Source organism: Acetivibrio saccincola (assembly GCF_002844395.1).
Taxonomy (GTDB): domain Bacteria; phylum Bacillota; class Clostridia; order Acetivibrionales; family Acetivibrionaceae; genus Herbivorax; species Herbivorax saccincola.
On sequence record NZ_CP025197.1, the window covers coordinates 1633821 to 1657461 of the forward strand.

At 34.7% G+C, this 23641-nt stretch carries 22 protein-coding genes; 16 read left to right on the plus strand and 6 right to left on the minus strand.

Annotation, left to right across the window (positions count from 1 at the left end):
* The first annotated feature begins 21 nt into the window (after positions 1-21).
* From HVS_RS07250 to HVS_RS07315, 15 genes are all read left to right on the plus strand, one after another.
* Positions 22-840, plus strand: coding sequence for a tetratricopeptide repeat protein (locus HVS_RS07250; protein ID WP_159063417.1), 819 nt, complete (start codon positions 22-24; stop codon positions 838-840).
* Between the two features lie 146 nt (positions 841-986).
* Positions 987-1970, plus strand: a complete 984-nt coding sequence (gene pta / locus HVS_RS07255; RefSeq protein WP_101300704.1) for a phosphate acetyltransferase — start codon at positions 987-989, stop codon at positions 1968-1970.
* A gap of 180 nt (positions 1971-2150) precedes the next feature.
* Positions 2151-3353: an acetate kinase gene (locus tag HVS_RS07260; protein ID WP_101300706.1), complete on the plus strand. Its 1203-nt coding sequence runs from the start codon at positions 2151-2153 to the stop codon at positions 3351-3353.
* 335 nt (positions 3354-3688) lie between these two features.
* Positions 3689-4384 carry an RDD family protein gene (locus HVS_RS07265; RefSeq protein WP_101300709.1) on the plus strand — a complete coding sequence of 232 codons (696 nt, stop codon included), beginning with the start codon at positions 3689-3691 and terminating at the stop codon, positions 4382-4384.
* Positions 4385-4427: 43 nt separating this feature from the next.
* Entirely contained in the window at positions 4428-4577 is a 150-nt protein-coding gene (locus HVS_RS16515) for a hypothetical protein (RefSeq protein WP_159063418.1), read from the plus strand.
* A complete protein-coding gene (locus HVS_RS07270; RefSeq protein WP_235827651.1) occupies positions 4531-6903 on the plus strand; it encodes an FtsK/SpoIIIE family DNA translocase in 2373 nt (790 codons plus the stop codon). Before HVS_RS16515 ends, HVS_RS07270 begins: the two co-directional genes overlap by 47 nt.
* A 93-nt stretch (positions 6904-6996) precedes the next feature.
* The gene (gene folD, locus HVS_RS07275; protein ID WP_101300711.1) at positions 6997-7854 is read left to right on the plus strand and encodes a bifunctional methylenetetrahydrofolate dehydrogenase/methenyltetrahydrofolate cyclohydrolase FolD; all 858 of its coding nucleotides are present in this window, start codon (positions 6997-6999) and stop codon (positions 7852-7854) included.
* A 3-nt stretch (positions 7855-7857) separates the two neighbouring features.
* On the plus strand, positions 7858-8547 hold the full coding sequence (locus tag HVS_RS07280) for an ATPase (RefSeq protein ID WP_101300713.1): 690 nt from the start codon (positions 7858-7860) through the stop codon (positions 8545-8547).
* 135 nt (positions 8548-8682) lie between these two features.
* A complete protein-coding gene (rny, locus tag HVS_RS07285; RefSeq protein ID WP_101300716.1) occupies positions 8683-10257 on the plus strand; it encodes a ribonuclease Y in 1575 nt (524 codons plus the stop codon).
* A 176-nt stretch (positions 10258-10433) separates the two neighbouring features.
* Positions 10434-11207 carry a TIGR00282 family metallophosphoesterase gene (locus tag HVS_RS07290; RefSeq protein WP_101300718.1) on the plus strand — a complete coding sequence of 258 codons (774 nt, stop codon included), beginning with the start codon at positions 10434-10436 and terminating at the stop codon, positions 11205-11207.
* A 139-nt stretch (positions 11208-11346) separates the two neighbouring features.
* Positions 11347-11610, plus strand: a complete 264-nt coding sequence (locus tag HVS_RS07295) for a stage V sporulation protein S (RefSeq protein WP_101300720.1) — start codon at positions 11347-11349, stop codon at positions 11608-11610.
* 271 nt (positions 11611-11881) lie between these two features.
* Entirely contained in the window at positions 11882-13051 is a 1170-nt protein-coding gene (locus tag HVS_RS07300) for a YibE/F family protein (protein ID WP_235827770.1), read from the plus strand.
* 29 nt (positions 13052-13080) lie between these two features.
* Positions 13081-13899 carry an ATP-dependent sacrificial sulfur transferase LarE gene (gene larE, locus HVS_RS07305; protein WP_101300724.1) on the plus strand — a complete coding sequence of 273 codons (819 nt, stop codon included), beginning with the start codon at positions 13081-13083 and terminating at the stop codon, positions 13897-13899.
* 190 nt (positions 13900-14089) lie between these two features.
* Entirely contained in the window at positions 14090-14851 is a 762-nt protein-coding gene (locus tag HVS_RS07310; protein ID WP_101300727.1) for a hypothetical protein, read from the plus strand.
* Positions 14852-14866: 15 nt separating this feature from the next.
* Positions 14867-15130 (plus strand): putative Se/S carrier protein, encoded by a 264-nt coding sequence (locus tag HVS_RS07315; protein ID WP_101300729.1) that lies wholly within the window; start codon positions 14867-14869, stop codon positions 15128-15130.
* A gap of 263 nt (positions 15131-15393) precedes the next feature.
* Here HVS_RS07315 and HVS_RS07320 read toward each other — a convergent pair whose 3' ends face one another.
* From HVS_RS07320 to HVS_RS07345, 6 genes are all read right to left on the minus strand, one after another.
* A complete protein-coding gene (locus tag HVS_RS07320; RefSeq protein WP_101300732.1) occupies positions 15394-16359 on the minus strand; it encodes a dTDP-glucose 4,6-dehydratase in 966 nt (321 codons plus the stop codon).
* 48 nt (positions 16360-16407) lie between these two features.
* Positions 16408-17652 (minus strand): glycosyltransferase family 4 protein, encoded by a 1245-nt coding sequence (locus HVS_RS07325; RefSeq protein WP_101300735.1) that lies wholly within the window; start codon positions 17650-17652, stop codon positions 16408-16410.
* Position 17653: 1 nt separating this feature from the next.
* Positions 17654-18679, minus strand: a complete 1026-nt coding sequence (locus HVS_RS07330) for a CotS family spore coat protein (protein WP_101300736.1) — start codon at positions 18677-18679, stop codon at positions 17654-17656.
* 53 nt (positions 18680-18732) lie between these two features.
* Positions 18733-19767 carry a CotS family spore coat protein gene (locus HVS_RS07335; RefSeq protein ID WP_101300737.1) on the minus strand — a complete coding sequence of 345 codons (1035 nt, stop codon included), beginning with the start codon at positions 19765-19767 and terminating at the stop codon, positions 18733-18735.
* Positions 19768-19843: 76 nt separating this feature from the next.
* Complete coding sequence (locus HVS_RS07340) at positions 19844-20095, minus strand: amphi-Trp domain-containing protein (protein WP_101300738.1); 252 nt, start codon at positions 20093-20095, stop codon at positions 19844-19846.
* Positions 20096-20194: 99 nt separating this feature from the next.
* Positions 20195-20656, minus strand: coding sequence for a hypothetical protein (locus tag HVS_RS07345; protein WP_101300739.1), 462 nt, complete (start codon positions 20654-20656; stop codon positions 20195-20197).
* A gap of 417 nt (positions 20657-21073) precedes the next feature.
* Between HVS_RS07345 and HVS_RS07350 the strand changes: the two genes are divergently transcribed.
* The gene (locus HVS_RS07350; RefSeq protein ID WP_101300740.1) at positions 21074-23527 is read left to right on the plus strand and encodes a mannose-1-phosphate guanyltransferase; all 2454 of its coding nucleotides are present in this window, start codon (positions 21074-21076) and stop codon (positions 23525-23527) included.
* Positions 23528-23641: the final 114 nt, after the last annotated feature.

Here is a 23641-nt window from a genome sequence, read left to right on the forward strand (position 1 = left end):
CCAATGAAAGGTTTGATGGTCATGAAAAAGAAATTTCCGGTAAAATTAATATTTTATATAGCAGTGGTTTTTTTCTCATTTTTATATAATGCTACCCTTGGAAAGGTGGTATTAGGTGTATTTATTCTGTATATGCTTTTTTCTAACAGAAATATTTTTTATGAAATTTCTGCAACTAAAGCATATAAGAATAATCAATTAGAAAAAGCATTAGGTCTTTTTGAAAAGGCAGCAAAGACAACTCAAAACCCAAGACCTAAGATAACTTACGGCTACTTATTACTCAAAACGGGAGACATTGAAAAATCATCCCAGGTATTTAAAGAAATGATTGACTCTGATATTGATATAGACAGCAAGATGAAGGCAAAATCCAATTATGCCCTGGTATTGTGGAAAAGTGGCGACATAGACGGTGCAATTAATCTTTTAGAAGAAGTTTTGTCAGAGTATACCAGTACAGTTGTGTATGGAAGTTTAGGATATCTTTATATTTTAAAAGGAGATTTAGAAAAGGCTGTCGAATTTAATGAGAAAGCATATAATTACAATGATTCTGACCCTATTATACTTGATAATTTAGGGAATGCTTACTATTTAGCAGGTAATCTTTCTAAATCAGAAGAAATGTATAAAGAATTGATGAAGTTAAACCCTCAGTTTCCAGAGGCCTATTACAATTACAGTCTCCTTTTAAAAAAACTCGGAAGGTTTAATGAAGCTTTGGAAAATATGAAAAAAGCAGATAATTTTAATTTGTCTTTTTTGAGCAACTTGACAAAATCAGACATAGAAAAACACATAAAGGAAATAGAGGATATTATAGCAAGAGAGCAATAAATGCGCAAAAAAGCTAAAAAATTGGCAATATCTTAATTAAAATGAATTTTACTGTAGAACTAATGAAATACTGAATCTTGTATACAATAAACATTTTGTTATATAATTAATAAGGTTATTTGTTTACTTTGAAAGGGGTAGAGTTTATGAGTTTTATTGAAAAATTAATTGAACGTGCAAAATCTGATGTCAAAACAATTGTATTACCTGAAGGTACAGACAAAAGAGTTGTACAAGCTGCATCTATGATTAAAGAGCAGGGAATTGCCAACGTTGTACTTGTAGGAGACGAGGATGAGATTTTAAAATTAGCTGATGGTTTAGATCTTTCAGGTATAAAGATAGAAAACCCGTTAAAGTCAGATAAGACAGAAGAGTATTCAAAAATTTTTTATGAGCTGAGAAAATCTAAAGGCATTTCTTTAGAACAGGCTGCAGAATTTATGAAAAACCCTCTCTATTTTGGAGTAATGATGGTGAAAAACGGAGATGCAGACGGAATGGTGGCAGGGGCTGCCAACTCAACAGCAGACACACTAAGACCTGCACTTCAAATACTAAAGACCGCACCGGGAACAAAATTAGTTTCAGCATTTTTTGTAATGGTGGTACCAGATTGTGAGTATGGAAAAGATGGTACATTTATTTTTGCCGATTGCGGGTTGGTGGAAAACCCTGATGCAGAACAATTGTCAGAGATTGCAATAGCTTCCGCCAAATCTTTCAAAACCCTTGTACAAGAAGAACCTAAAGTTGCAATGCTTTCCTATTCCAGTTACGGCAGTGCTAAAAGTGAATTAACTGAAAAAGTAATAAATGCAACGAAACTTGCACAAGAAAAAGCACCTGATATTGCCATTGATGGTGAATTACAAGCGGATGCGGCATTAGTACCTGCTATAGCAAAGAAAAAAGCACCGGGAAGTAATGTGGCAGGATGTGCAAATGTACTTATTTTCCCTGATTTAAACTGTGGGAATATTGCATATAAACTGACAGAGAGATTAGGAAAAGCAGAAGCTTACGGACCTATTACCCAGGGAATTGCAAAACCTGTAAATGACCTTTCAAGAGGCTGTAGTGCAGAAGATATTGTTGGAGTGGTGGCAATTACTGCTATCCAGGCTTAGGGATAAATTATTTATAGTTAAATGTAAAAGGTTTTTAGGTGGAGTGAGTGCAAAAATACTACTGTAAACTCCACCTTAACCTTAGTAAAGGGCTTTATTTTTAAATAAAACAGGGAATTTTAAAAATTATAAGTGAAGAAATTAATTAGAATAAAACTATAAAGAGAGGAGTTAAATAAAATGAAAGTACTGGTTATTAATACCGGAAGTTCATCACTAAAATACCAATTAATTGATATGACCAATGAAAATGTACTTGCAAAAGGAGTATGCGAAAGGATTGGTCTTGAACAGTCTTTTTTAAAACATTCAAAAATAGGTGAAAATGCCGTTGTTATTGAAAAAGATTTGTATAACCACAGATTAGCCATAAAAGAGGTTATAAATGCATTAACTGACGATAAAATCGGTGTAATTAAAGATATGAGTGAAATATCCGCTGTAGGTCACCGTGTTGTACACGGGGGAGAAAAATTTTATCAATCTGTAATAATTGATGATGAAGTAAAGAAAGCAATAGAAGAGTGTTCTGAGCTTGCTCCCCTTCACAATCCTTCAAACATTGTAGGAATAGAGGCGTGCAAGCAAATAATGCCTGATGTTCCCATGGTTGCGGTTTTTGACACTGCATTTCATCAAACAATGCCAAGACATGCCTATATTTATGCCCTTCCATATGAAATATATGAAAAATACCGCTTAAGAAGATATGGATTTCACGGGACATCCCATAAATATGTTTCAGAAAGAGCTGCCCAGATGTTAAACAGACCGATAGAGGAGCTAAAAATTATTACATGCCATTTAGGTAACGGGGCCAGCATTTGTGCTGTTAAATACGGAAAATCAGTTGAAACTTCCATGGGATTTACCCCTCTTCAAGGTTTGTGTATGGGAACACGCAGTGGTACCATTGACCCGGCGGTAATATCCTTTTTAATGGAAAAGGAGAAGATGACGGTTAAAGACATAAGTGACTTTTTAAATAAAAAGTCCGGAGTTCTTGGGGTATCAGGGGTCAGCAGCGATTTTAGGGATATACAGGAAGCAGCTGAAAACGGAAATGACAGGGCACAACTTGCATTGGATATATTCTGCTACAGGGTAAAAGGCTTTATAGGGGACTATGCAGCTATTATGAACGGTGTTGACGCTGTAGTATTTACTGCAGGTATCGGGGAAAACAATGATTATGTGAGAAGCAAAATATTAACTGATATGGACTTTTTTGGAATAAAAATAGATGAAGAGAAAAATAAAGTCAGAGGAGAAGAAATGGACATAAGTACTCCGGATGCAAAAGTAAGAACTCTTGTTATACCAACAAATGAAGAACTTGCTATTGCGAGGGAAACTGTGAGACTGATAAAAAACGGTAATTAATACTTAAATCTTTATTAAGGACTGTCAGGAGAAGCTTATTTACCAACTCATGACAGTCCTATTTGCTGGTTGGATACTTTTAAAAATCTATGGTATTATATATATAACAGATATAATTTAGAAAGGTTTTAAATGGCAAAAAATCCTCCATAATAGTTTCATAAATTAACCCTGCTAAAACAATGGACAACTCTAAATGATATCTGATAAAATATAATTATCAACATAAAAAATAAATGTGTTATGTAACATAAAAATATATATGAATTGGTTGATAAGTTTGGTTAATAAATAAAATTTATTTATATACATTTTTAGGGGTAAGGAGGAGTATTATGGAGGTAGGCAAACTGTCCAAAAGAGTTTGGGCATATCTTTTTGACATCATTATTGTGACAGGCATTTATGCAGGCATTTTAGTGGTTTTACATGCATTGGGGAAGGACATACCAATTAAAGGGGTTATAGAGAGAAATCCCAACGATTTAGCACTGATGTATCTGACTTTTGGATTGTTGTATTTATTTTATGAAGTGGCTTTTTTATCTTCAAATTTTTCAACCACTCCAGGGAAGCTGATTTTGAATCTTCAGGTTATTTCCTGTAAAAAGAGCACTATTTTTGATGCATTAATCAGGTCCTGTATCAAAGTTGTGGCTACTTTAACTCAAATAGTACCGGTTATATTTTTTATTTTGTCCATATTCACAGCAAACAAGCAGGCAGTACACGATATAGCGGCAGATACAATTGTTATGCAGAGAAAAAAAAGACGTGTTGTCCGTACCACCAATAGAGACCCCAGTGTGGATTTATTTGAAGAGATGAAGAGAAGAGGGCTTAAGACATATAGTGAACAGGTGGCACTGGCAAAAGAATTAAATTTGTATAAAGGAAAAAAGCAGGCTGCTACACCTTCATATGCCTGGCTGGGGGTTTTAATTTTTGTTTTTTCCATTGTGTGTGCTATGTTTTTTGTCAGCTTTTTCTATTCAGATATTAAAGCTATAGCCAGCACTGTTACCATGTAATGGAATAACCAATTTTAGAATTTATACTAAAATATACTTTTAGATGATAAAAAAAGCAAGAAAAAACCTGGGTTTTTTCTTGCTTTTTGATAATAGAATTGATAATCTAAATAGAAGCAGTGCTTTATTTTCCGGAGGTGCAATAGGTGAAATCAAAAAATGTACAAAAGAAAAAAAAGCAACAAAAGCTTAAGAAACAACAAAAGAAAAGAGGGATAAAGAAGTACAATAATGAAATAGCAGGCATATTGATGCTGGCTGCAGGTCTTATATTGTTTTCAAGTATTTTTTTTGAAAACTCAATGGGGCCTTTTGGTTCATATATGAAAAACATAACATTAGGACTTATGGGGGCACCGGGGTTTTTGATACCTATTTTAGCTATAGTTTATTCTGGTTTGCTTATTTTCAAAAGAAATAATCCTGACATGAATTTAAAATTTATATATATATTTGTACTTATACTGATATTATCTGCTTTAGTCCAGGCAGGTTTTTATAAAGAAGATGATTATGTTGGAAAGAGCGCAATTTCCTGCATAAAAAAGTTTTATTTAGACGGGAAAGCTTTAGCAGGGGGAGGAGTGTCAGGAGGACTTATAAGCATTCCTTTTCTTTTGATGTTTAAAGGTTTAGGGACAATAATTATTCTTACTTCTGCAGCAATAATAGATATTATACTTATTACAAATGTGTCCATTGCAGGGGCAATAATTAAAGTTAAAGATGCTGTATTGGGGTTCTTTAATAAGTTAGAAAATAAATTCAAACTAAGTGATAAGGAAATAAAAGATGAGCTTATTGAAGATTATAATGAGCCTGATATTGTTATGAATGGTGAGAAACTCCCTAAAGTAATTGATTTTAACGTACTTAAAGAAAAAGATGGCAGAGGAAAGCAAAAGAAAACCCTTTACACAGAAGAACAAGTATTGGAAAAAGTGGATGTTGAAAGTGAAGAAGTGGGTTTTATAGTGGAAGATATTAAAAAAAGCGAGAGTTCTCAAGAGACTGTAGAGGAAATGGCGGACAGCGTAAGTGAGGAGATACAATCAAAAGTAAAAATTAGCATTGAATATAAATATCCTGATATAAGCCTATTAAATAACAGTCCGGGAATAAATAGTGATGCAATAAACTACAGGAAAACTGCACTAAAAGGAGCTAAAAAGCTTGAAGAGACGCTAAAGAGCTTTGGAGTAGATGCAAGGGTGATAAATGTAAGTGTGGGACCTGCTGTTACAAGGTATGAGCTGCAGCCAAGTGCAGGTGTTAAAGTGAGCAAAATAGTGGGGTTGTCCGATGATATATGTTTAAATCTTGCAGCCTCAGGGGTGAGGATAGAGGCTCCCATTCCAGGGAAGGCGGCCATTGGAATTGAAGTGCCCAACAAGGAAGTAATTCCTGTATTTTTGAGGGAGGTTATAGAATCTAAAGAATTTAAAAATTTCCCTTCCAATCTTGCTTTTGCACTAGGAAAGGATATTACGGGACATAACACTGTGGCAGATATAGCCAAAATGCCTCACCTTCTGATAGCCGGTGCTACAGGTTCAGGTAAAAGTGTCTGTATAAACAGTCTTATCATAAGCCTTCTTTACAAATCCTCCCCAAATGAAGTAAAGCTTTTGATGATTGACCCTAAAGTGGTTGAATTGGGGATATATAATGGAATTCCACATCTTTTAATACCTGTTGTTACAGATCCTAAAAAAGCAGCCGGGGCATTAAACTGGGCTGTTCAGGAGATGGAGGAAAGGTATAAGCTTTTTGCCAAAAAAGGTGTCAGGGATATCAAAGGGTATAATGCTGCGGTAAATGCAGATGAAGGGGAAGAAACCCTGCCCCAGATAGTTATAATTATAGATGAACTTGCAGATTTAATGATGGTTGCACCCGGTGATGTGGAAGATGCAATATGCAGGCTGGCTCAAATGGCACGTGCCGCAGGGATGCATCTTGTAATTGCCACACAAAGACCGTCGGTAAATGTAATAACAGGTGTTATAAAGGCAAATATACCGTCCAGGATTGCTTTTGCCGTTACTTCCCAGGTGGATTCAAGGACTATAATTGACATGGCAGGGGCTGAAAAACTTCTTGGAAAAGGGGATATGCTTTTTTATCCGGTGGGGGCGCCAAAACCTGTGAGGGTAAAAGGAGCCTTTGTGTCTGACCAGGAAGTGGAAAGGGTTGTGGAATATATTAAATCCCAGGGTGATGCAGAATATGATGAGGACATAATAGAGGAAATTAACACAGAACGTGAAGTAATGGACGGAGCTTCTGATGATGCGGATGAATTATTGCCCCAGGCAATAGAGCTTGTCGTTGAAGCGGGACAGGCCTCTGTATCCATGATACAGAGAAAGTTTAAAGTAGGATATGCAAGGGCTGCCAGAATTGTGGATCAGATGGAAGAGAGGGGCATTGTGGGAGGTTTTGAAGGCAGCAAACCAAGACAGGTTTTAATTACCAAACAGCAGCTTCAGGAGTTGGAAATGCGGGACGGAAAGTAAAGCAAAATTGACAATACAGGCAGAATGAAATAAAATTAAGAGGGTTTAAAGAATTTTTTAAAAAATTTTTAAAATATAAGAGGAGCAGGAAAAATGGGATGTAAGGTATTAAATGGAAGAGAATTGGCAACAAGAATAAAAAGTGAATTAAAATCAGAAGTGGAGGCACTTAAAAAGAAGGGGATATTTCCAGGGCTTGCTGTAATAATTGTTGGAAATGACCCGGCATCAAGGGTATATGTTAATTCAAAAAAGAAGGCATGTGAAGAGATTGGGATACAATCTTTTGAATATGCATTAGATGAAGATACCGGTGAAGAGGAGTTAATTGGATTAATAAATAAATTAAATAAGGATGATAAAGTTAATGGGATACTGGTACAATTGCCGCTTCCAAAGCAAATTAATGAGGATAAAGTGATTAATTCAATTGACCCTAAAAAAGATGTGGATGCTTTTCATCCTGTGAATGTAGGAAAACTTATGACTGGAAACCCGGTATTTTTACCTTGTACTCCGGCAGGTGTTATGGAGTTAATAAAAGAAAGCGGGATTGACATTACAGGGAAAGAATGTGTAGTTATCGGAAGAAGCAATATTGTTGGAAAACCCATGGCAGTGCTTTTGCTGTCTCAAAACGGGACTGTTACAGTTTGTCATTCTAAAACTGCCAATTTAGAGGAAAAAATTAAAAATGCCGATATTATAGTTGCGGCTGTGGGTAAACCTGAATTTATAAAAGGAAATTTTATTAAACCTGGTGCAATTGTAATAGATGTGGGTATAAATAGATTAGAGGGCAAAAAACTTGTAGGTGATGTGGAATTTGAAACAGCAAAGGAAGTTGCATCAGCAATAACCCCGGTTCCGGGAGGGGTTGGGCCTATGACCATTGCCATGCTTATGAAGAACACAGTAAAGGCGGCTGTATTTCAGAAAGAGGGTATTTAAGCATTGCTAAAGGACAGTATTTTAAAATATCAGGACCAGCTTCAAAGTATCAAAAAGAAATATGAGAAAAGCAAAAATTATTATTATCAGCAAAAGGGAAAAAAAGAGCAGTTGTCAGAGCAGCGTTCAAAGCTTGAAAAAATGCTTCAAAGGTGTATTGACAATATAGAGCTTTTGGATAAAGTCAGGATACTTTTAGGTCGGGTTTCGGAATTTGCAAGGGAACAAGCCAGGGTTCAGATAGAGTCACTGGTTACAAACTGTCTCCAGTTTATTTTTGATACTAATTTGGAGTTTAGGATTGAAATTAATGAAGTAAGAGGAAGACCGGAGGCGGAGTTTTTTGTCATCAGTAATTATACAGGACAGGTTATAAAGACAAAACCTCAGGATGCAAGGGGAGGAGGAGTGGTAGATATTATATCATTGGCAATCAGGATTGCCATGCTGGAATGCAGTGTTGATGAAATTAAAGGGCCTGTTATTTTAGATGAGCCTGCAAAGCATGTCAGCGATGAATATATTGTACAGGTCTCTGAATTTTTAAAACAAGTTGCATTGATGTTTAATAGACAGGTAATAATGGTTACTCATAACAATCATTTGAAAGAAATGGCAGATAATTGGTATAAAGTTGAAATGGTTGATGGTATAAGTATAGTGAAAACAGAGGATACAGAAGTACATTTTTAGAACAAAATGTACAAAATATAAGAGTGTAAGGCAATTGATTCTTGACATAAAAATTAAAAAAGTTTAAAATGAAAAAGTATGCATGTGTAATTTTTTTTTACACATAAGCTTGTCCATTGAAAACTGAATAAGGAGGTGTGTGCTATAAATTTTTTTATTGGATTAGGCATTGGCATAGTAATTGCAGTAATTGCTTCAATTATTGCTTCAGGAATAAGTTTTAAAAAAGGAATTGAATTCAGGAAGAAAAAAGCAGAGGCCGAAATAGGCAGTGCTGAAGAAGAGGCAAAAAGGATAATCAGCGAAGCTGAAAAAGTAGCTGAAGCCAAAAAAAGGGAAGTGCTGCTTGAGGCCAAGGAAGAAGTTCATAAAAGCAGGGTTGAACTTGACAGGGAAATAAAGGACAGAAGGAATGAGCTTCAGAGACAAGAGAGACGTCTGGTTCAAAAAGAAGAGACCTTAGACAGAAAGCTTGACATGATAGAGCAAAAGGAAGAGCATTTAAATAAGAAAACAAAGGAAATTCAAGAACTGGAAGAAAAGACTCTGGAGCTTCAGAATAAGCAGATTGAAGAGCTGGAGAGAATATCAGGGCTTTCAGTTGATGAAGCTAAAGAAGTCCTTTTGAAAAAAGTCGAAAGTGAAGTTAGACATGATATGGCCGCTCTTGTCAAGGAGATTGAAAACAAGGCAAAAGATGAAGCAGATGCAAAGGCAAAGGAAATAATTGCCATGGCAATTCAAAAGTGTTCTGCCGATCACGTTTCAGAAGTTACTGTTTCTGTTGTTCCGCTACCAAATGATGAAATGAAGGGGAGAATAATAGGTAGGGAAGGTAGAAATATCAGGACTTTAGAAACACTTACGGGAATTGATCTTATCATTGACGATACGCCAGAGGCAGTTATATTGTCAGGATTTGATCCCATTAAGAGAGAGGTTGCAAGGATTGCCCTTGAAAAACTCATTCTCGATGGTAGGATACATCCTGCAAGAATTGAAGAAATGGTGGATAAGGCCAAGAAAGAAGTGGAAAACTCCATCAGGCAGGAAGGAGAAAATGCCACTTTTGAAACTGGGGTACATGGTTTACATCCTGAATTAGTTAAGCTTTTAGGAAAGCTTAAATTTAGAACCAGTTACGGTCAAAATGTACTGACTCACTCCATTGAGGTGGCTCATTTAGCAGGTATAATGGCCGCTGAGCTTGGAATGGATGTAAACTTAGCAAAGAGAGCCGGATTACTTCATGATATAGGAAAAGCTGTTGACCATGAAGTGGAAGGTTCCCATGTAACCATTGGAGCTGATTTAGCTAAGAAGTACAGGGAAAGCCCGGAAGTGGTAAATGCCATTGCATCACATCATGGGGATACAGATGCAACTACTTTAGTAGCTGTTTTAATCCAGGCTGCTGACTCAATTTCAGCAGCAAGACCTGGCGCAAGAAGGGAGACACTGGAGTCTTATATTAAGAGAGTGGAAAGACTAGAGGAAATAGCCAATTCTCATGAATTAGTTGACAAGTCTTTTGCTATTCAGGCCGGTAGGGAAGTACGAATAATGGTTAAAGCAGATGAGGTTACTGACCAGGGAATTCCTTTACTTGCAAGAGAAATAGTTGAAAAGATTGAACAAGAACTTGACTATCCAGGTCAAATAAAAGTAAATGTTATAAGAGAAACCAGACACATTGAGTATGCTAAATAAATAGGTTATAATTAGTAAAATAAAATTTTAGGTGGAGTTTTACTCCACCTAAAATTTTAAAAATAATTAGCATAAGAAAATCAAGTATTTGGAAGTGTGCAAAAATAAATCCAGGAGTATTAAAAAAATAAATCAGGGAGGAAATGCGGTTTAAGCGTAGAAATGGAGGATGTACATTGAACATACTGTTTATTGGAGATATTTTTGGAAATCCAGGCAGAAAAGTGACAAAAGAAATGATTAGGAGGCTAAAAAAAGAAAGAGAGATAGATTTTTTCTTTGCCAACGGTGAAAATGCAGCAGGGGGCAGCGGGATTACATACGTTGTTGCCCAGGAATTATATAGCGCTGGAATTGACGGCATAACACTAGGGAATCATACATGGTCCAAAAAAGAAATTGTAAACTTTATTTCCACAGATAAATGTATGGTAAGACCGGCTAATTACCCGCCGGAACTTCCAGGCAGCGGTTCTACAATAATAAAGGGCAAGGTAGGGCTGCTTAACCTTATGGGAAGGGTATATATGAACAGCATAGATTGTCCTTTTAAAGCAGCTGAGAGGGAAATTGCCCATTTAAAAGAATCCGTTAAAGTTATTGTTGTAGATATGCATGCGGAGGCAACTTCAGAAAAATATGCCCTTGGATGGTTTTTGGATGGAAAAGTAAGTTGCGTTTTGGGTACTCATACCCATGTTCAAACTGCAGATGAAAAAATATTGCCATCAGGAACAGGTTATATTACCGATGTTGGAATGACAGGACCTTATGAAGGGGTCATTGGAGTAAAAAAAGATACAATTATAGATAAATTCATAACACATATGCCGGCAAGGTTTGAAGTGGCACAAGGAAAAGTACAGTTTAATGCTGTATATCTTGAAATTGATGACAATACGGGTAAAACCCTTAATATAGAGAGGATTTTCAAAGTTTTAGAAGTGTGACATAGTAAAAAGAGGATTTTTAAAGTTTTTGTAGAATATTAATATTATATAGTAATAAATTATGCACTTATTGCCAGCATGTCAACAAACTTTGTGAATGTGCAATTATCCGTAAACCAAAAAAGGGGGTAGAAGAACCATGAGCATCTTAAAAGTTTCAGCAAAATCCAGTCCAAACTCTATAGCAGGAGCGTTAACAGGATTCATCAAAGAAGAGGGAACAGCTGAGATTCAAGCAGTTGGAGCAGGAGCATTAAACCAAGCGATAAAAGCAATCGCCATAGCAAGAGGTTTTGTTGCCCCACTTGGAATTGAGCTGGTTTGTATTCCGGCCTTCACAGAAGTTGAGATTGATGGACAGGAGAAGACCGCAATAAGGCTTATTGTTGAGCCGAGGAAATAGTCAGACGTAAACTTAAAAGACCAAACCTGGAGATTATCATTAAAATCTTTAGGTTTGGTCTTTTTTATGCTTAAAAACTGATAATAAAAGTCGGCAATTTAATAAGAGGCTGGCAAATGCAGAAGATTTAAAAAAATAGTCATTGACCTTGGAGAAATAATAAGTTAGATTAGTAAATAGCAGATAAAAGACAAATGGTATATTCAGGAACTTTAAAACAATGTAATTATAAATGAGGTAACTATACCGGCAGAGGAAAGGATTGAATTTTGTGAGAATAAGGGGATTTACATTTGTATTTTTAATGGTTTTATGTTTTGTTTTTTTCTTTTTAAATTCCGCTGTCTTTGCAGAAGAAGTGGGGGAAATAATGCAAGAAGAAGATAAACTGCCAAAACAAGTGCGGGCAGTGGTTTTAAACGCATATCAGGTGGAAAATGAGGAAAAGGAGTATTCAGGTGGGATTTTAGAAATAAAAACCCAGATGCTAGAAGTAAAAATACTCAAAGGTCCTCATAAAGGTAAAATTATAAAGGCTCAGAACTCACTAAATAGTTTTAATGATGCATATAATATAACAATTTCACGAGGACAAGAGGTTTTTGTTTATATTAATGAGGCGGAAGACGGTTCTATAGAAAGTGCTTATGTTGCTGAAATAGTCAGGGATAAGTATATTTTATACCTTCTAATGGCTTTTATATTGTCAATGCTTGTAGTTGGCAGAATGAAAGGGTTTAAAGCACTGATTTCCCTTGCCATTACTTGTATTGCAGTTATTTATATTATGCTTCCCTTACTTTTAAAAGGTTATAATCCTATAATTGTTTCTGTGCCTGTATGCGTAGGAGTTATAGTTATAACCCTTTTACTGGTAAGCGGTTTTAATAAAAAATCCTTTGCTGCAATTATTGGTACAGCAGGGGGAGTTATCATTGCAGGTGTAATTGCCCTTTTAATGGGGTATTTTACAAATATGACGGGACTGGGAAGTGAAGAGGCTCAAATGCTTCAATTTACACCGTTAGATATAAAATTTAATTTTAAAGGGCTTCTCTTTGCAGGGATTTTAATAGGTGCTATGGGAGCCATTATGGACGTTGGTATTTCAATTGCCTCTTCTTTAACAGAGATAGCTGCAGCAAAAGAAGATATAAGTACAAAGGATTTGATAAAATCAGGTATGAATGTGGGGCGGGACATATTAGGCTCTATGTCAAATACCTTGATTTTAGCATATACAAGCGCATCAATTCCTCTTTTATTACTTGCTATGGCATACAAGGTTTCATTTATTGAGATGGTAAACTGGGAAGTTGTAGCAAGTGAGATAGTGAGGGCTTTATCAAGCAGTATAGGATTGGTGATAACTGTGCCCCTTACTGCAGTTGCGGCGGCAACTCTTTTAAATAAAAAGAATGCTGAATTTGATGAGGATTAATAAAATTAATTAAAAAGCAGGTGATAATGATGGAAATCCGGGAAAAACTAAATAGATTAAAAGAAATATTAAAAGATATGGAAAAAGTGGCGGTAGCCTTTTCAGGAGGGGTGGACAGTACTTTTTTACTGAAGGTTGCCCATGATGTATTAGGGGATGGTGCTGTTGCTATAACAGCCAGGTCTTTAAGTTTTCCTGAAAGGGAATACCGGGAAACTGTAGAGTTTACAAAGAAGCATGGAATAAAGCATATAGTAATAGATTCTAAAGAGCTTGAAAAAGAAGAAGTTTATAATAATTCCGTTGACAGGTGCTATTATTGCAAATATGAAACTTTTTCTAAAATGTTTGAAGTTTTAAAACTTAAAAACATTAAATATCTTTTGGAAGGTTCAAATGTAGATGATTTATCAGATTACAGGCCGGGACTTAGGGCAATAGAAGAACTTAAAGTATTAAGTCCTTTAAAAATGGCTGGATTTAAGAAAGATGATATAAGGGAATTGTCAAGGGAGATGAATTTACCAACATGGGATAAGCCTTCCTTTGCCTGCCTGTCTTCAAGGTTTCCCTATGGTCATAAAATAACGGCTGAAAAGCTGAAAATGGTGGAGGAGGCAGAGGAATATCTGTTAGATTTAGGCTTCAGGCAGGTAAGAGTAAGGCATCATGGTGATATAGCCCGCATTGAGGTGGCTCCAAATGAAAGACTGAAACTTTTAAATGAAAAATTAATGGACGACATATCAGATAAATTTAGCAAAATCGGTTTTATATATACAGCTCTGGATTTAAAAGGATATAGAACAGGCAGCATGAACCAAACTTTGGATTTAAAAAGTAAATGATTTATTTCATTATGTAAATTTTTTTCTCCATAAACCTCCTAAAGTGTAACCTTTTTAATAATACCTAATATAATGATAGTGTAGATGATTATATCAATAGAACTCAAAGATTAGCACAGATAAAAAAATGGATAAATTACAGAAGGTATGAGGAATTTTTTGAGGTATTATGTAAAAAGGAGGTTTTTTTATGTCTAGCGAACGTGGTCCTAGAATTGAAGCTGGTCAGATTTTAAATCCAAGTTGTTTCCCACCACCTAATGAGCTGGTATGTATACAAGTTCCAAAAGTATTTGACCAGGTTGCATTGAGAGATTGCATTACCAGGACAGTTGTCCTTAAAAAAGGCGGTGATGTATGTCATCCGTCATTTACCTTTGAAGGAGCTACTGATTTTACAATTGTTGAAGTCAAAGTTATATCAAAAACAGATTCACTTACAAAACCAGGCTATAAAAAACTAAAGCTGTTTGTTAAAATAAGATATACAATTCACTATTCTGACGGTTCAGAACAATTAGAACAGGTTGATGAAGCTGCTTTTAACCTGACAGTAAATGAGATTTACTGTCCAAATTGCATATCCCAGTCAGGGTCTGCAAAAACATGTGACAATTTCTGGGATGATGGCAGGAAGAAGAAAAAACGTGAAGCAGAAGGTTCCATCATAAAAGTAGAAGCATTAGCAGAAGCTTTTAACGATATGCTTAACCAGGCTACAGGAATGTTAACCATTGATATAGGAGTATTCTTTATTGTTAAATGTGAATGTGTTGTACAATTATTAATACCTTCATACGGATATTGCCCAGTGCCTCCGGAACAGAATGTAACCCATTCTCAAAACTGCAAGACATTTGTTGACAGAAAGAAAACACCATTTCCTACTAGATTTTTCCCAGAACAAAAATGGAATCCATTAGACCAAAAGAGGGAGTATTCAGAAGACTAAATCCGGGGTGAGTTTATGGAATACTATTATGCAGGTGTAGAAATAAGGTCTCATGCTTTTATACTTGAGAGGAGACTGAAGGATGAAGGTATAAAGTGTGAAATAACTTACATGCCCCGGGAGTTAATGACAGACCTTTGTAATCTGGGAGTTAGATTTCAACATGAAAATCTTAGAAAAGCAATTGATATAATAAGACACTTAGGATTGCCAGGATGTAAATTATACAAAGAAGTAGTAACACCTGACAGGTTATATTACTATGATATTCATGTATAGGTTTTAAAAACACCCCTATGTACCCCCACAAAGGGCTGTGATTTAAAGGCAGCTTAAAATCTCCTTTTCACAGCTCCTTTTTTTGCTTTTTATATATTTAGTTAATAGACTTAGATATAAAAATCCATATAAAATTTAAAAGGAATAAGATATACAAAAATTCCCTGAACTATCTTATATAATTTATTTTATAAGTTCAGGGAATTTTTTATTATATAAAAAATTTACCACCTAATATTTATTTACCTATGGTAAAAAAATATTTATTTACTTTTAGAAAAATATCCTTTGTACCAGTGAATGGTGTCTATGAGTCCGTCTGTTAGTGAGAATTTTGTGCCCCAGTTTAAATTGTTTTTTAATTTGTAACTGTTTAAAACACAGCGGCTTATGTTTTCAGCTTTTGTTTTGTCATATGGTTTTCCTGAAAGCCTTAAAAGTTCCTGGGCTATTTCATAGTCTGAAAGCTCATATCCGGAACCTATATTGTAAATTTCACCCACTTTTCCATAAAACAATATTCTTATTAAAGCTACACAATTATCTAAAACATGAATCCATTCCCTTCTTACAGAAGCATCCTTTTTAATAGGAATTTCCGTGTTATTTAAAATATTATAAATACAAGACGGAATAAATTCATTTATATTTTGGAAAGGTCCATAGTTTTGGCAGCTTCTTGCTATTATTGCTGGAAAACCATAGGAGTCATAAGAGGATTTTACAATGAGGTCAGCACTGGCCTTTGATGCTGCATAAGGATTTTGGGGGGATATGTTAGAATCCTCTATAAAAAATACACCATCATTGTAAGTACTTCCATATACCTGATAGGTAGATGGCTGGATAAAAAGTTTTCCTTTAAAATTCTGTTTGCTCCAAAAATATCTGGCGCTCTCTAATAGGGTGAGGGTGCCAAGTACATTGGTTTGTGAAAATGCAATAGGATTTGCAAGGCTTTTGTTGACGTTTGTTTCTGCAGCAAAATTAATTATTACATCTGGTCTGTGTCTTTTTATTACATAGTTAACAAGCTCTTGATTACAAATGCTCCCATTTACAAAATGATATCTTGGCGACCTTTCTAGTTCTTTAAGATTGTTAAGATTAGATGAAGGACCAAGATTATCCATATTTATAATAAGAAAATTTTTATTCCTGCGAATAAAAAATTTTATAAAATTGCTGCCTATAAAGCCTGCGCCTCCTGTTACAAGCAAAACTCTCATTTTAACCACATCCTTTAAGATAAGTGCATAAAGTTTATTCCCTATGTATTAAAAATTACTTGGGAAAAAACCATTATTGGCGGAAGGTTCATTTCTATTTTCTGCTTCTAAAGCAAGGGCTGTAATTTCTCCTCTGTTTGGGAAGGTATCAGGGTCGGTATTTTTTATAGGAGCAAATACCTCCTCTGCCACCCTTTGCCAGGTGTATTTCTCTAATGCTGTTTTTCTTGCATTTAAGCCAAGTTCTTCTGCCACATTAGGTCTTGATAAAAGATAATTTATATAATGGGAAAAAGAGTTAGGGTTGTTGTAGTCTTTAATGAGAAGCCCGTTTACTTCCTCTTCAAATATTTCCCCGTTTCCGCCCCTGTCAGTTGTTATAATTGGAAGACCGGCAGCCATTGCTTCATAGTGTACCCTGGCTAAAGGTTCTTCCCACTGGGAGGCACATACAAATATATCTCCTAAATTATAATACTGGGGCATTTCAGAAGGAGGTATAAATCCTGTAAAAACTACATTGTCAGAAATGTCATTGCAAAGGTTTCTGCAGTATATTCCGTATTCATCCTCTTCATTTTTTCCGTACCATTTGCTGCCTACAACAACAAGGGCGGTGTCAGGATATGTTTTTAGTACTTTTTTCATTGCAGATATAACAATATGAGTACCCTTTTTTGGGCTTAATCTGGTAACATGAAGAATTACTTTTTTATCCAATAAATTATATTGCTTTTTTAAAATTAATTTATTTGCCATCCCGGTGGAAGACCAGTTTGGGCTGTATTTTTCCACATTTACACCGGAATAAACCACATTTAGTTTGTCAGCTGATTCAGGATACAGCTTTTTTACCCCGTCAGCTATAAATTTACTTACAGTGTTTATAAATTCCACTCTTTTTATACACTGTTTTGCTTTAAATTCAGATATTTTATCAGGATGAAACATTTCATTGTGAAGACTTAAGCTAAATCCTGTCTTAGGGAGATTTTCACTTAAAAAAGGAACCCACCTCGGTCGGTTAAAAACGTGTACCAAGTCAAAGTCTAGATTTTCTAACAATTCTTTTATTTTTTTATAATAACCAGCAGGGATTTTTGCATTTACCCTAATAAACTTAACCCCGTCCACAGTTTCCTCCATAGGAAGGCTGGGGTGACTTAAACTAAAAACCGTTATATCGTGTTCTTTGGATATATACGGCAGTATTTCTGATATATATAGCTGAACTGCCCCGCCTGCAACAGGGGGAACAGGAAGTTTCTCTGTACAAATTAAAGCAATTTTCATTTTATTCACCTCTTTTTATTAAAGATTCAAGCAAAGGAACTTTTGACAATTCAAGTTTTGCGATTTTTTCTATTTTGCCGGAGTTTTCAACTTTATTGTTTTTAAAAATGTTTTTAACAATTCCATAAAACCAGTGAGGGTATAAAAGATCAATAAAAAGAATTTTCATTTCTTCAGGTGTAAGGGGATTTACTTTTGAATACCATTTTAAAATATCTAAAACAATGGACTTATCCCATTGCCCTCTGTTTTCTGATGTTTTACCTATTATTTTTCTAAGGTCCCTGCAGGGAATATCAAAAGTAACTCCGTCTAAGTCAATGACATATACGCCATCTTGGGTTAATAGAGCGTTTCCTTTTCCATAGTCCTGATGACACAGCACTATGCTGTCTGATTTTTCAGATGTTAATTGTTTGTAATATGATGATTCTAAAAGTTCCAAAGCCTTATCCGATAGTTTGGCTATATCGTCACAATATTTAAGAAATGTATTGTAGCTTGATATTTCTTGTTTTTCCTTTGCAATGCTTTTCCATGATACTATTTTTTTCCTCATAGATGCATATTGACCGGGGCGTTTGCCAAGTTTAGTAGATATTTTAGAATCAGCAGGAGGTACATACCCTTTTGAATACACATGGAATTTTGCAAGCCCTGTTATAGCCTTTTCTAAATCATTTAAATTATTAAAGTTAAGATCCTTGCCGTACAGCCACTCATATAATACAAAAAGCTGGCCATCTGTTTTTACAATAAGATTATTATTTTTGTCCTTTATTATACCAGGGACATTTCCACCGGACTTTTTGATATAGTTTTGAGCATTTACAGAAAACAAAGCTTTATCGTAAGCATCATAAGTATGTTTTAATCTTTTTAGACAAAATAAATTATTATTTGTCTTAACTTTCCACACTGTTTTTATATTTCCACTTTGAACTATATTGATTTCACCAGCTATTATGTTATATTCCTTTAGCACCCTCTTTGCCAGCTGGTGCAGGTGGTTTTTTTTGCTTTCCATACACTACATCCTTTCATTTTTACTGTTTGTCTAAAAAAATCTAATTAAGAGTGTTATAAGCCTGGTATTAATGAATCAAAACTATCTAGTACAGGGGAAAAGGTTTTTTCAAACTCACAAATTTCTTTTATTTTTTTAAGGTATTTATCAAAGCCCCATTCTTTGTCCCTTTGATAGTAAAATTTGCTCATGGCTCCTAAGAACAAATGAGGAAACATTAAGTCCAGTTTTACAACTTTCCATTCTGAATAAGAAAGGGGATTGGTAATTTGATAGGTATTGATAAATGTCTTTAGGAGCTCTAAACTCCACTTGCCGTTTTTCCTCATTATTTTATTTAAAAGCTTTCTTATATCCCTTGCAGGAATGTCTATTGTAAGGGAATCAGTGTCTAATACATAAACATCCCCGGTTGGCGAAAGTAAGAGATTTCCTGCGGCAAAATCCTGATGACAAAGCCCCCCGACCTTTTCCACTTTATCCACCCAGTCCTTATATTCTTTTCCTTTAAGACCTGATATAGCTTCCTTAGCCCTGTTATAAAAAAAGGGGAATTCCTTTATGATTATTTCTCCAATTTCCCCGCTTTGATTTTTGTTTAAATCCCTTTTGTAAAAGTTATTCATATCCTCCAGTCTCTTTGTATACTCATCAATCCATTTTCCAAGGTGCACTTTAGGCTTTGTACCTGCTTTTGGATGAAAATTTTGGGATGCTTTGTGAAATTTTGCAAGTTCTGTAACAACAATTTTAAACTCATTATCTGTTTTATATGAAGGATTTTTTCCCTTAGCTGCATCAGACAGTATGTAGCAGCTGTCATTTACCTTTACATAATCCTTTCCGTCTTTGGTTTTATTTATTGAAGGGATTTTAATACCATTATCACATAGGTGGTAGATGGCACTAATTATATATTTTAAAGTGTCTTCAGAGTTTGAAACCTTTTTTAAAACTTTAAAGTCATCTGAGGTATGTACCCACCATACCCCTTTTTTTTCTTTATAGGATTCATTTCTTATTTTTATTACATCTATATTGTATTTCCCCAGCACATATTCAAGAGGCTCTCTGGATATAGAAACCATGTTATATTTCCTCCTCTTTATTTAAATGTTCCAGGGGAAAGTTAAAACCATCCCCTGAACAATATAGAAAAACTTACTAATCGACTTCTAATTGTAATTCATCATCCTCTTCTTCTTCAACTGTGTTTTCCCATGAAACTTTCAAGTTGAAAGCACCGCCGTCTTCCTCTTCAGTAAATTTTATTTTATAATCTAATTCCCTGTCCCCCGGTAGTACCACGTTCCGTCCTTCTACGCTAAGTTTTCCGGCAAAAAGATCCGGTATGATTTTTTTAATAAAATCAGCAAATTCAGCTTTTGAGCCAACAAAATCCTGTTGAAACTTCATAATGATTCTCCTTTCTTAATAATAATTATTAGATTACACACCACTCTTTTTACATAATATTTATTTGTTTATCTTATGTTACTAAAATATGAAAGTACTTTATTTTTTATGGATGTTTTTTAAATACTCTGCTGTAATGCTGGAAAAGCCTGAACCGGGCATAATAGGTTGGTTATCTGAATCCGAATAGCTTTCACCAGTTGATTTTAAGTAGTTATTGGTGTTTTGGACCGGGAAATTGTTATTAATTAATCCTTCTTTTTTTAGCATATCAAGCTCTGCTTTAATCTCCAGTAAATCAGATTGGGAAATTCTGTCTTCTGAAAAGTTTTCTGAGTCAAACTGGTTTTCTAAATGAATTTGTTTTGCTTCAATATTGTCTATTTTTTTCTTAAGTTCATTAATTGTTTTTTTAATTTCATCAATATTGTCAGACAGGTGTTCTAGGCTTCTTAAAACAGCATTTTTAAGACTTAATATGTCAATTGTTTGTTTAGGTATTTGCTCTTTATACTCTATTTTGGGTTGTTGCGGGATAAATCTTCTATTGTAAAAAAACATAATTATTCCTCCTTTGCATTATTATATTTTTTTGCAAAATAAAATGTTACTTATGAAGATTAAAAAGGATACTAAAAAAGATTAAAAACATATTTTTAAAGATAAATGTTTATATATGATAGTGGTGTAAATATTGTTAAAGCATAAATTAACAAACTTGAGTAATTTTAAAAGGAATTAAAATTATCAATATTACAAAAGCTTTAAATATAAAAATTAATCTTATTATGTTTTGAAATTCTATACTTTTTTGTATGTAATTTCTTAAAAACTATTGTTAGGGGTGAATATCTTTTTAAGAAATTATGATTTTATAAAGAGTTTATGACTGGGCAAACAAAATTTGAGTAAAACAAAAATGGTTATATAGATATTTCTTTGTCTTTTAAATAAGAAATTAATGAAAGGATGAATAAAATGAAATCAGTTATCATGGCGGGAGGCGAAGGTACCAGGCTGAGGCCACTTACGTGCAACATTCCAAAACCTATGGTACCGGTAGTGAACAAACCTGTTATGGAGCACATTATAGAACTACTGAGAAAATATAACCTTACGGATATTGCCGTTACATTGCAATATCTGCCTAATATCATTAAAAATTATTTTAGTGATGGAAGGGAATTTGATGTAAATTTAAGGTATTATGTTGAAGATAAGCCAATGGGTACGGCTGGAAGTGTTAAGAATGCGGAGGATTTTTTAGACGACACCTTTGTTGTTATAAGTGGTGATGCTCTTACAGATATTGATTTGAAAAAGGCAATAGATTTTCATTTTAGCAAAAAATCAATGGCAACCCTGGTTCTTAAAAAAGTCGAAATCCCACTGGAGTACGGTGTAGTAGTGACGGATGAAGACGGAAGGATAACCAGATTCTTAGAAAAGCCCAGCTGGGGTGAGGTTTTTAGCGATACGGTAAATACAGGTATATATATTCTCTCACCAGAAGTTTTAAAATATTATAACAAAAATGAAATATTTGATTTTAGCAAAGACCTTTTTCCTCTTTTGCTAAGGCAAGACAAACCAATGTATGGGTATATTAGTGATGATTACTGGTGTGATATTGGGGATTTAAAGGCATACAGCCAGGCGCATCAAGACATATTGGAAAAGCGGGTAAAGGTAAGCATACCCGGAAAGGAAATTGAGGACGGAGTATGGGTTGGGGAAAACTGCATTATTGATGATGGTGCATCAATAGAAGGACCATGCATAATAGGAACAAATACAAAAGTGAAAAAAGGTGCTGTGATAGGTAAGTTCAGCGTTTTGGGAGAAAACAATATAATTGGTGAAAGAAGTGGGATTAAAAGAAGTATTCTTTGGAGAAATACAATATTGGAAAATAATGTGCAGTTAAGGGGAACTGTTATTTGTGATAAGGTTAAGTTAAAACAAAATGTATCTTGTTTTGAAAATTCTGTTGTTGGAGACAGCACCATTATAAAAGAAAATGCAATTGTAAAGCCTAATATAAAAATATGGCCTGATAAAATAGTAGAAGAGGGAACAGAAGTAAGTTCAAATCTTGTATGGGGTTCTAAATTTATACGCTCCATTTTTGGATTCAGGGGAATGGCGGGGGAAATAAATGTGGACATAACCCCGGAGTATGCGTCAAAGCTGGGTGCTGCTTATGGCTCCCTTTTTAAAGGAAAGGGTAAAATAGCAGTTGGCTCAGACGAGTCAAATCCGGCAAAGATGCTTAAAATTTCCTTTATAGCAGGTTTAATATCAGCAGGATTGAAGGTTTTGGATTTTGAAGTTTTACATTTGCCGGTTATGAGATCAGCAGTGAGATTTTATGGCGTAGACGGGGGTATTCATATTAGTACTTCCAGTAAAAATATAGGTAAATTAAAAATTGATTTCATAGATAAAAACGGAAGCAATATAGACAGGAACACAGAAAGAAAAATAGAAACCATGTTTCAGAGAGAAGACTTTTCCAGATGCGAAGGAAGATCTATAAAAGAAGTTGAAGTTATACCTGATTACACCAAATTTTACATTAGAAACATCATCAATAATGTTAAATCTGAAAAACTGGATTTTAAAATTGCTCTAAATTCCCCGTCAGAGTCTATATTAAAATGTGTAACAGATTTATTGACAAGTTTAGGATGCTCTATAGAAAAAGTAAATATTGATATTGGTTATGGAAATAAAGAAGTAAATTCAAAGAACAGGGAATACTTTGCTAAAATGGTCAGCATGGGGGATTTTGATTTGGGTGTTTCCATTGAGGAGACATCGGAAAAGATGATGCTGGTGGACAATAGAGGTCGGATTGTGACAGATGATATGTTTACTGCCCTTATTTCACTTATTATGTTCCGCACCGTTGAAGGGGGGACGGTGGTGGTACCGGTTTCAACCAGCCATGTGATTGAACAGCTGGCAGATGCAAACAATGGAAAAGTAATAAGAACAAAAACCTCTCACCAGGATTTAATGAATAAGATTTTAACAATTGATGTAAAAGAACAGGTATATGATCAGTTTATACTCAATTTTGATGCTATAGCCGGGATTGTAAAAATATTGGACTTTATGAAAATAAACAATTACAGCTTGTCTGATTTAGTGGAAATGATACCGGATATTCATATATATGAAAAAGAAGTTGAGTGCTCATGGAATGACAAAGGAAAGGTTATCCGCCAGATAATACAGGAAAATGAAAGTGAAAGCATAGAGACTTTAGAAGGTGTAAAAATATTCAAAGACGGGGGATGGGTTTTGGTTCTACCTGATGCAGAACAGCCTGTCTGCAGGATAAAAAGCGAAAGTTTTTCCGCTGAATTTGCAGAAGAACTCACCAATACATTTGTAAATAAAGTAAGGGAAATAAGTAAAAGCTGACAGGTGGTAGCACAAAAAACATAAAAAAGCCAGATAGAAAACAGCCAGAAAAAATAGCTGGATTATACATTTAAATAAATGTAAATTCAAACAGGATGAAAATTGATATAATTT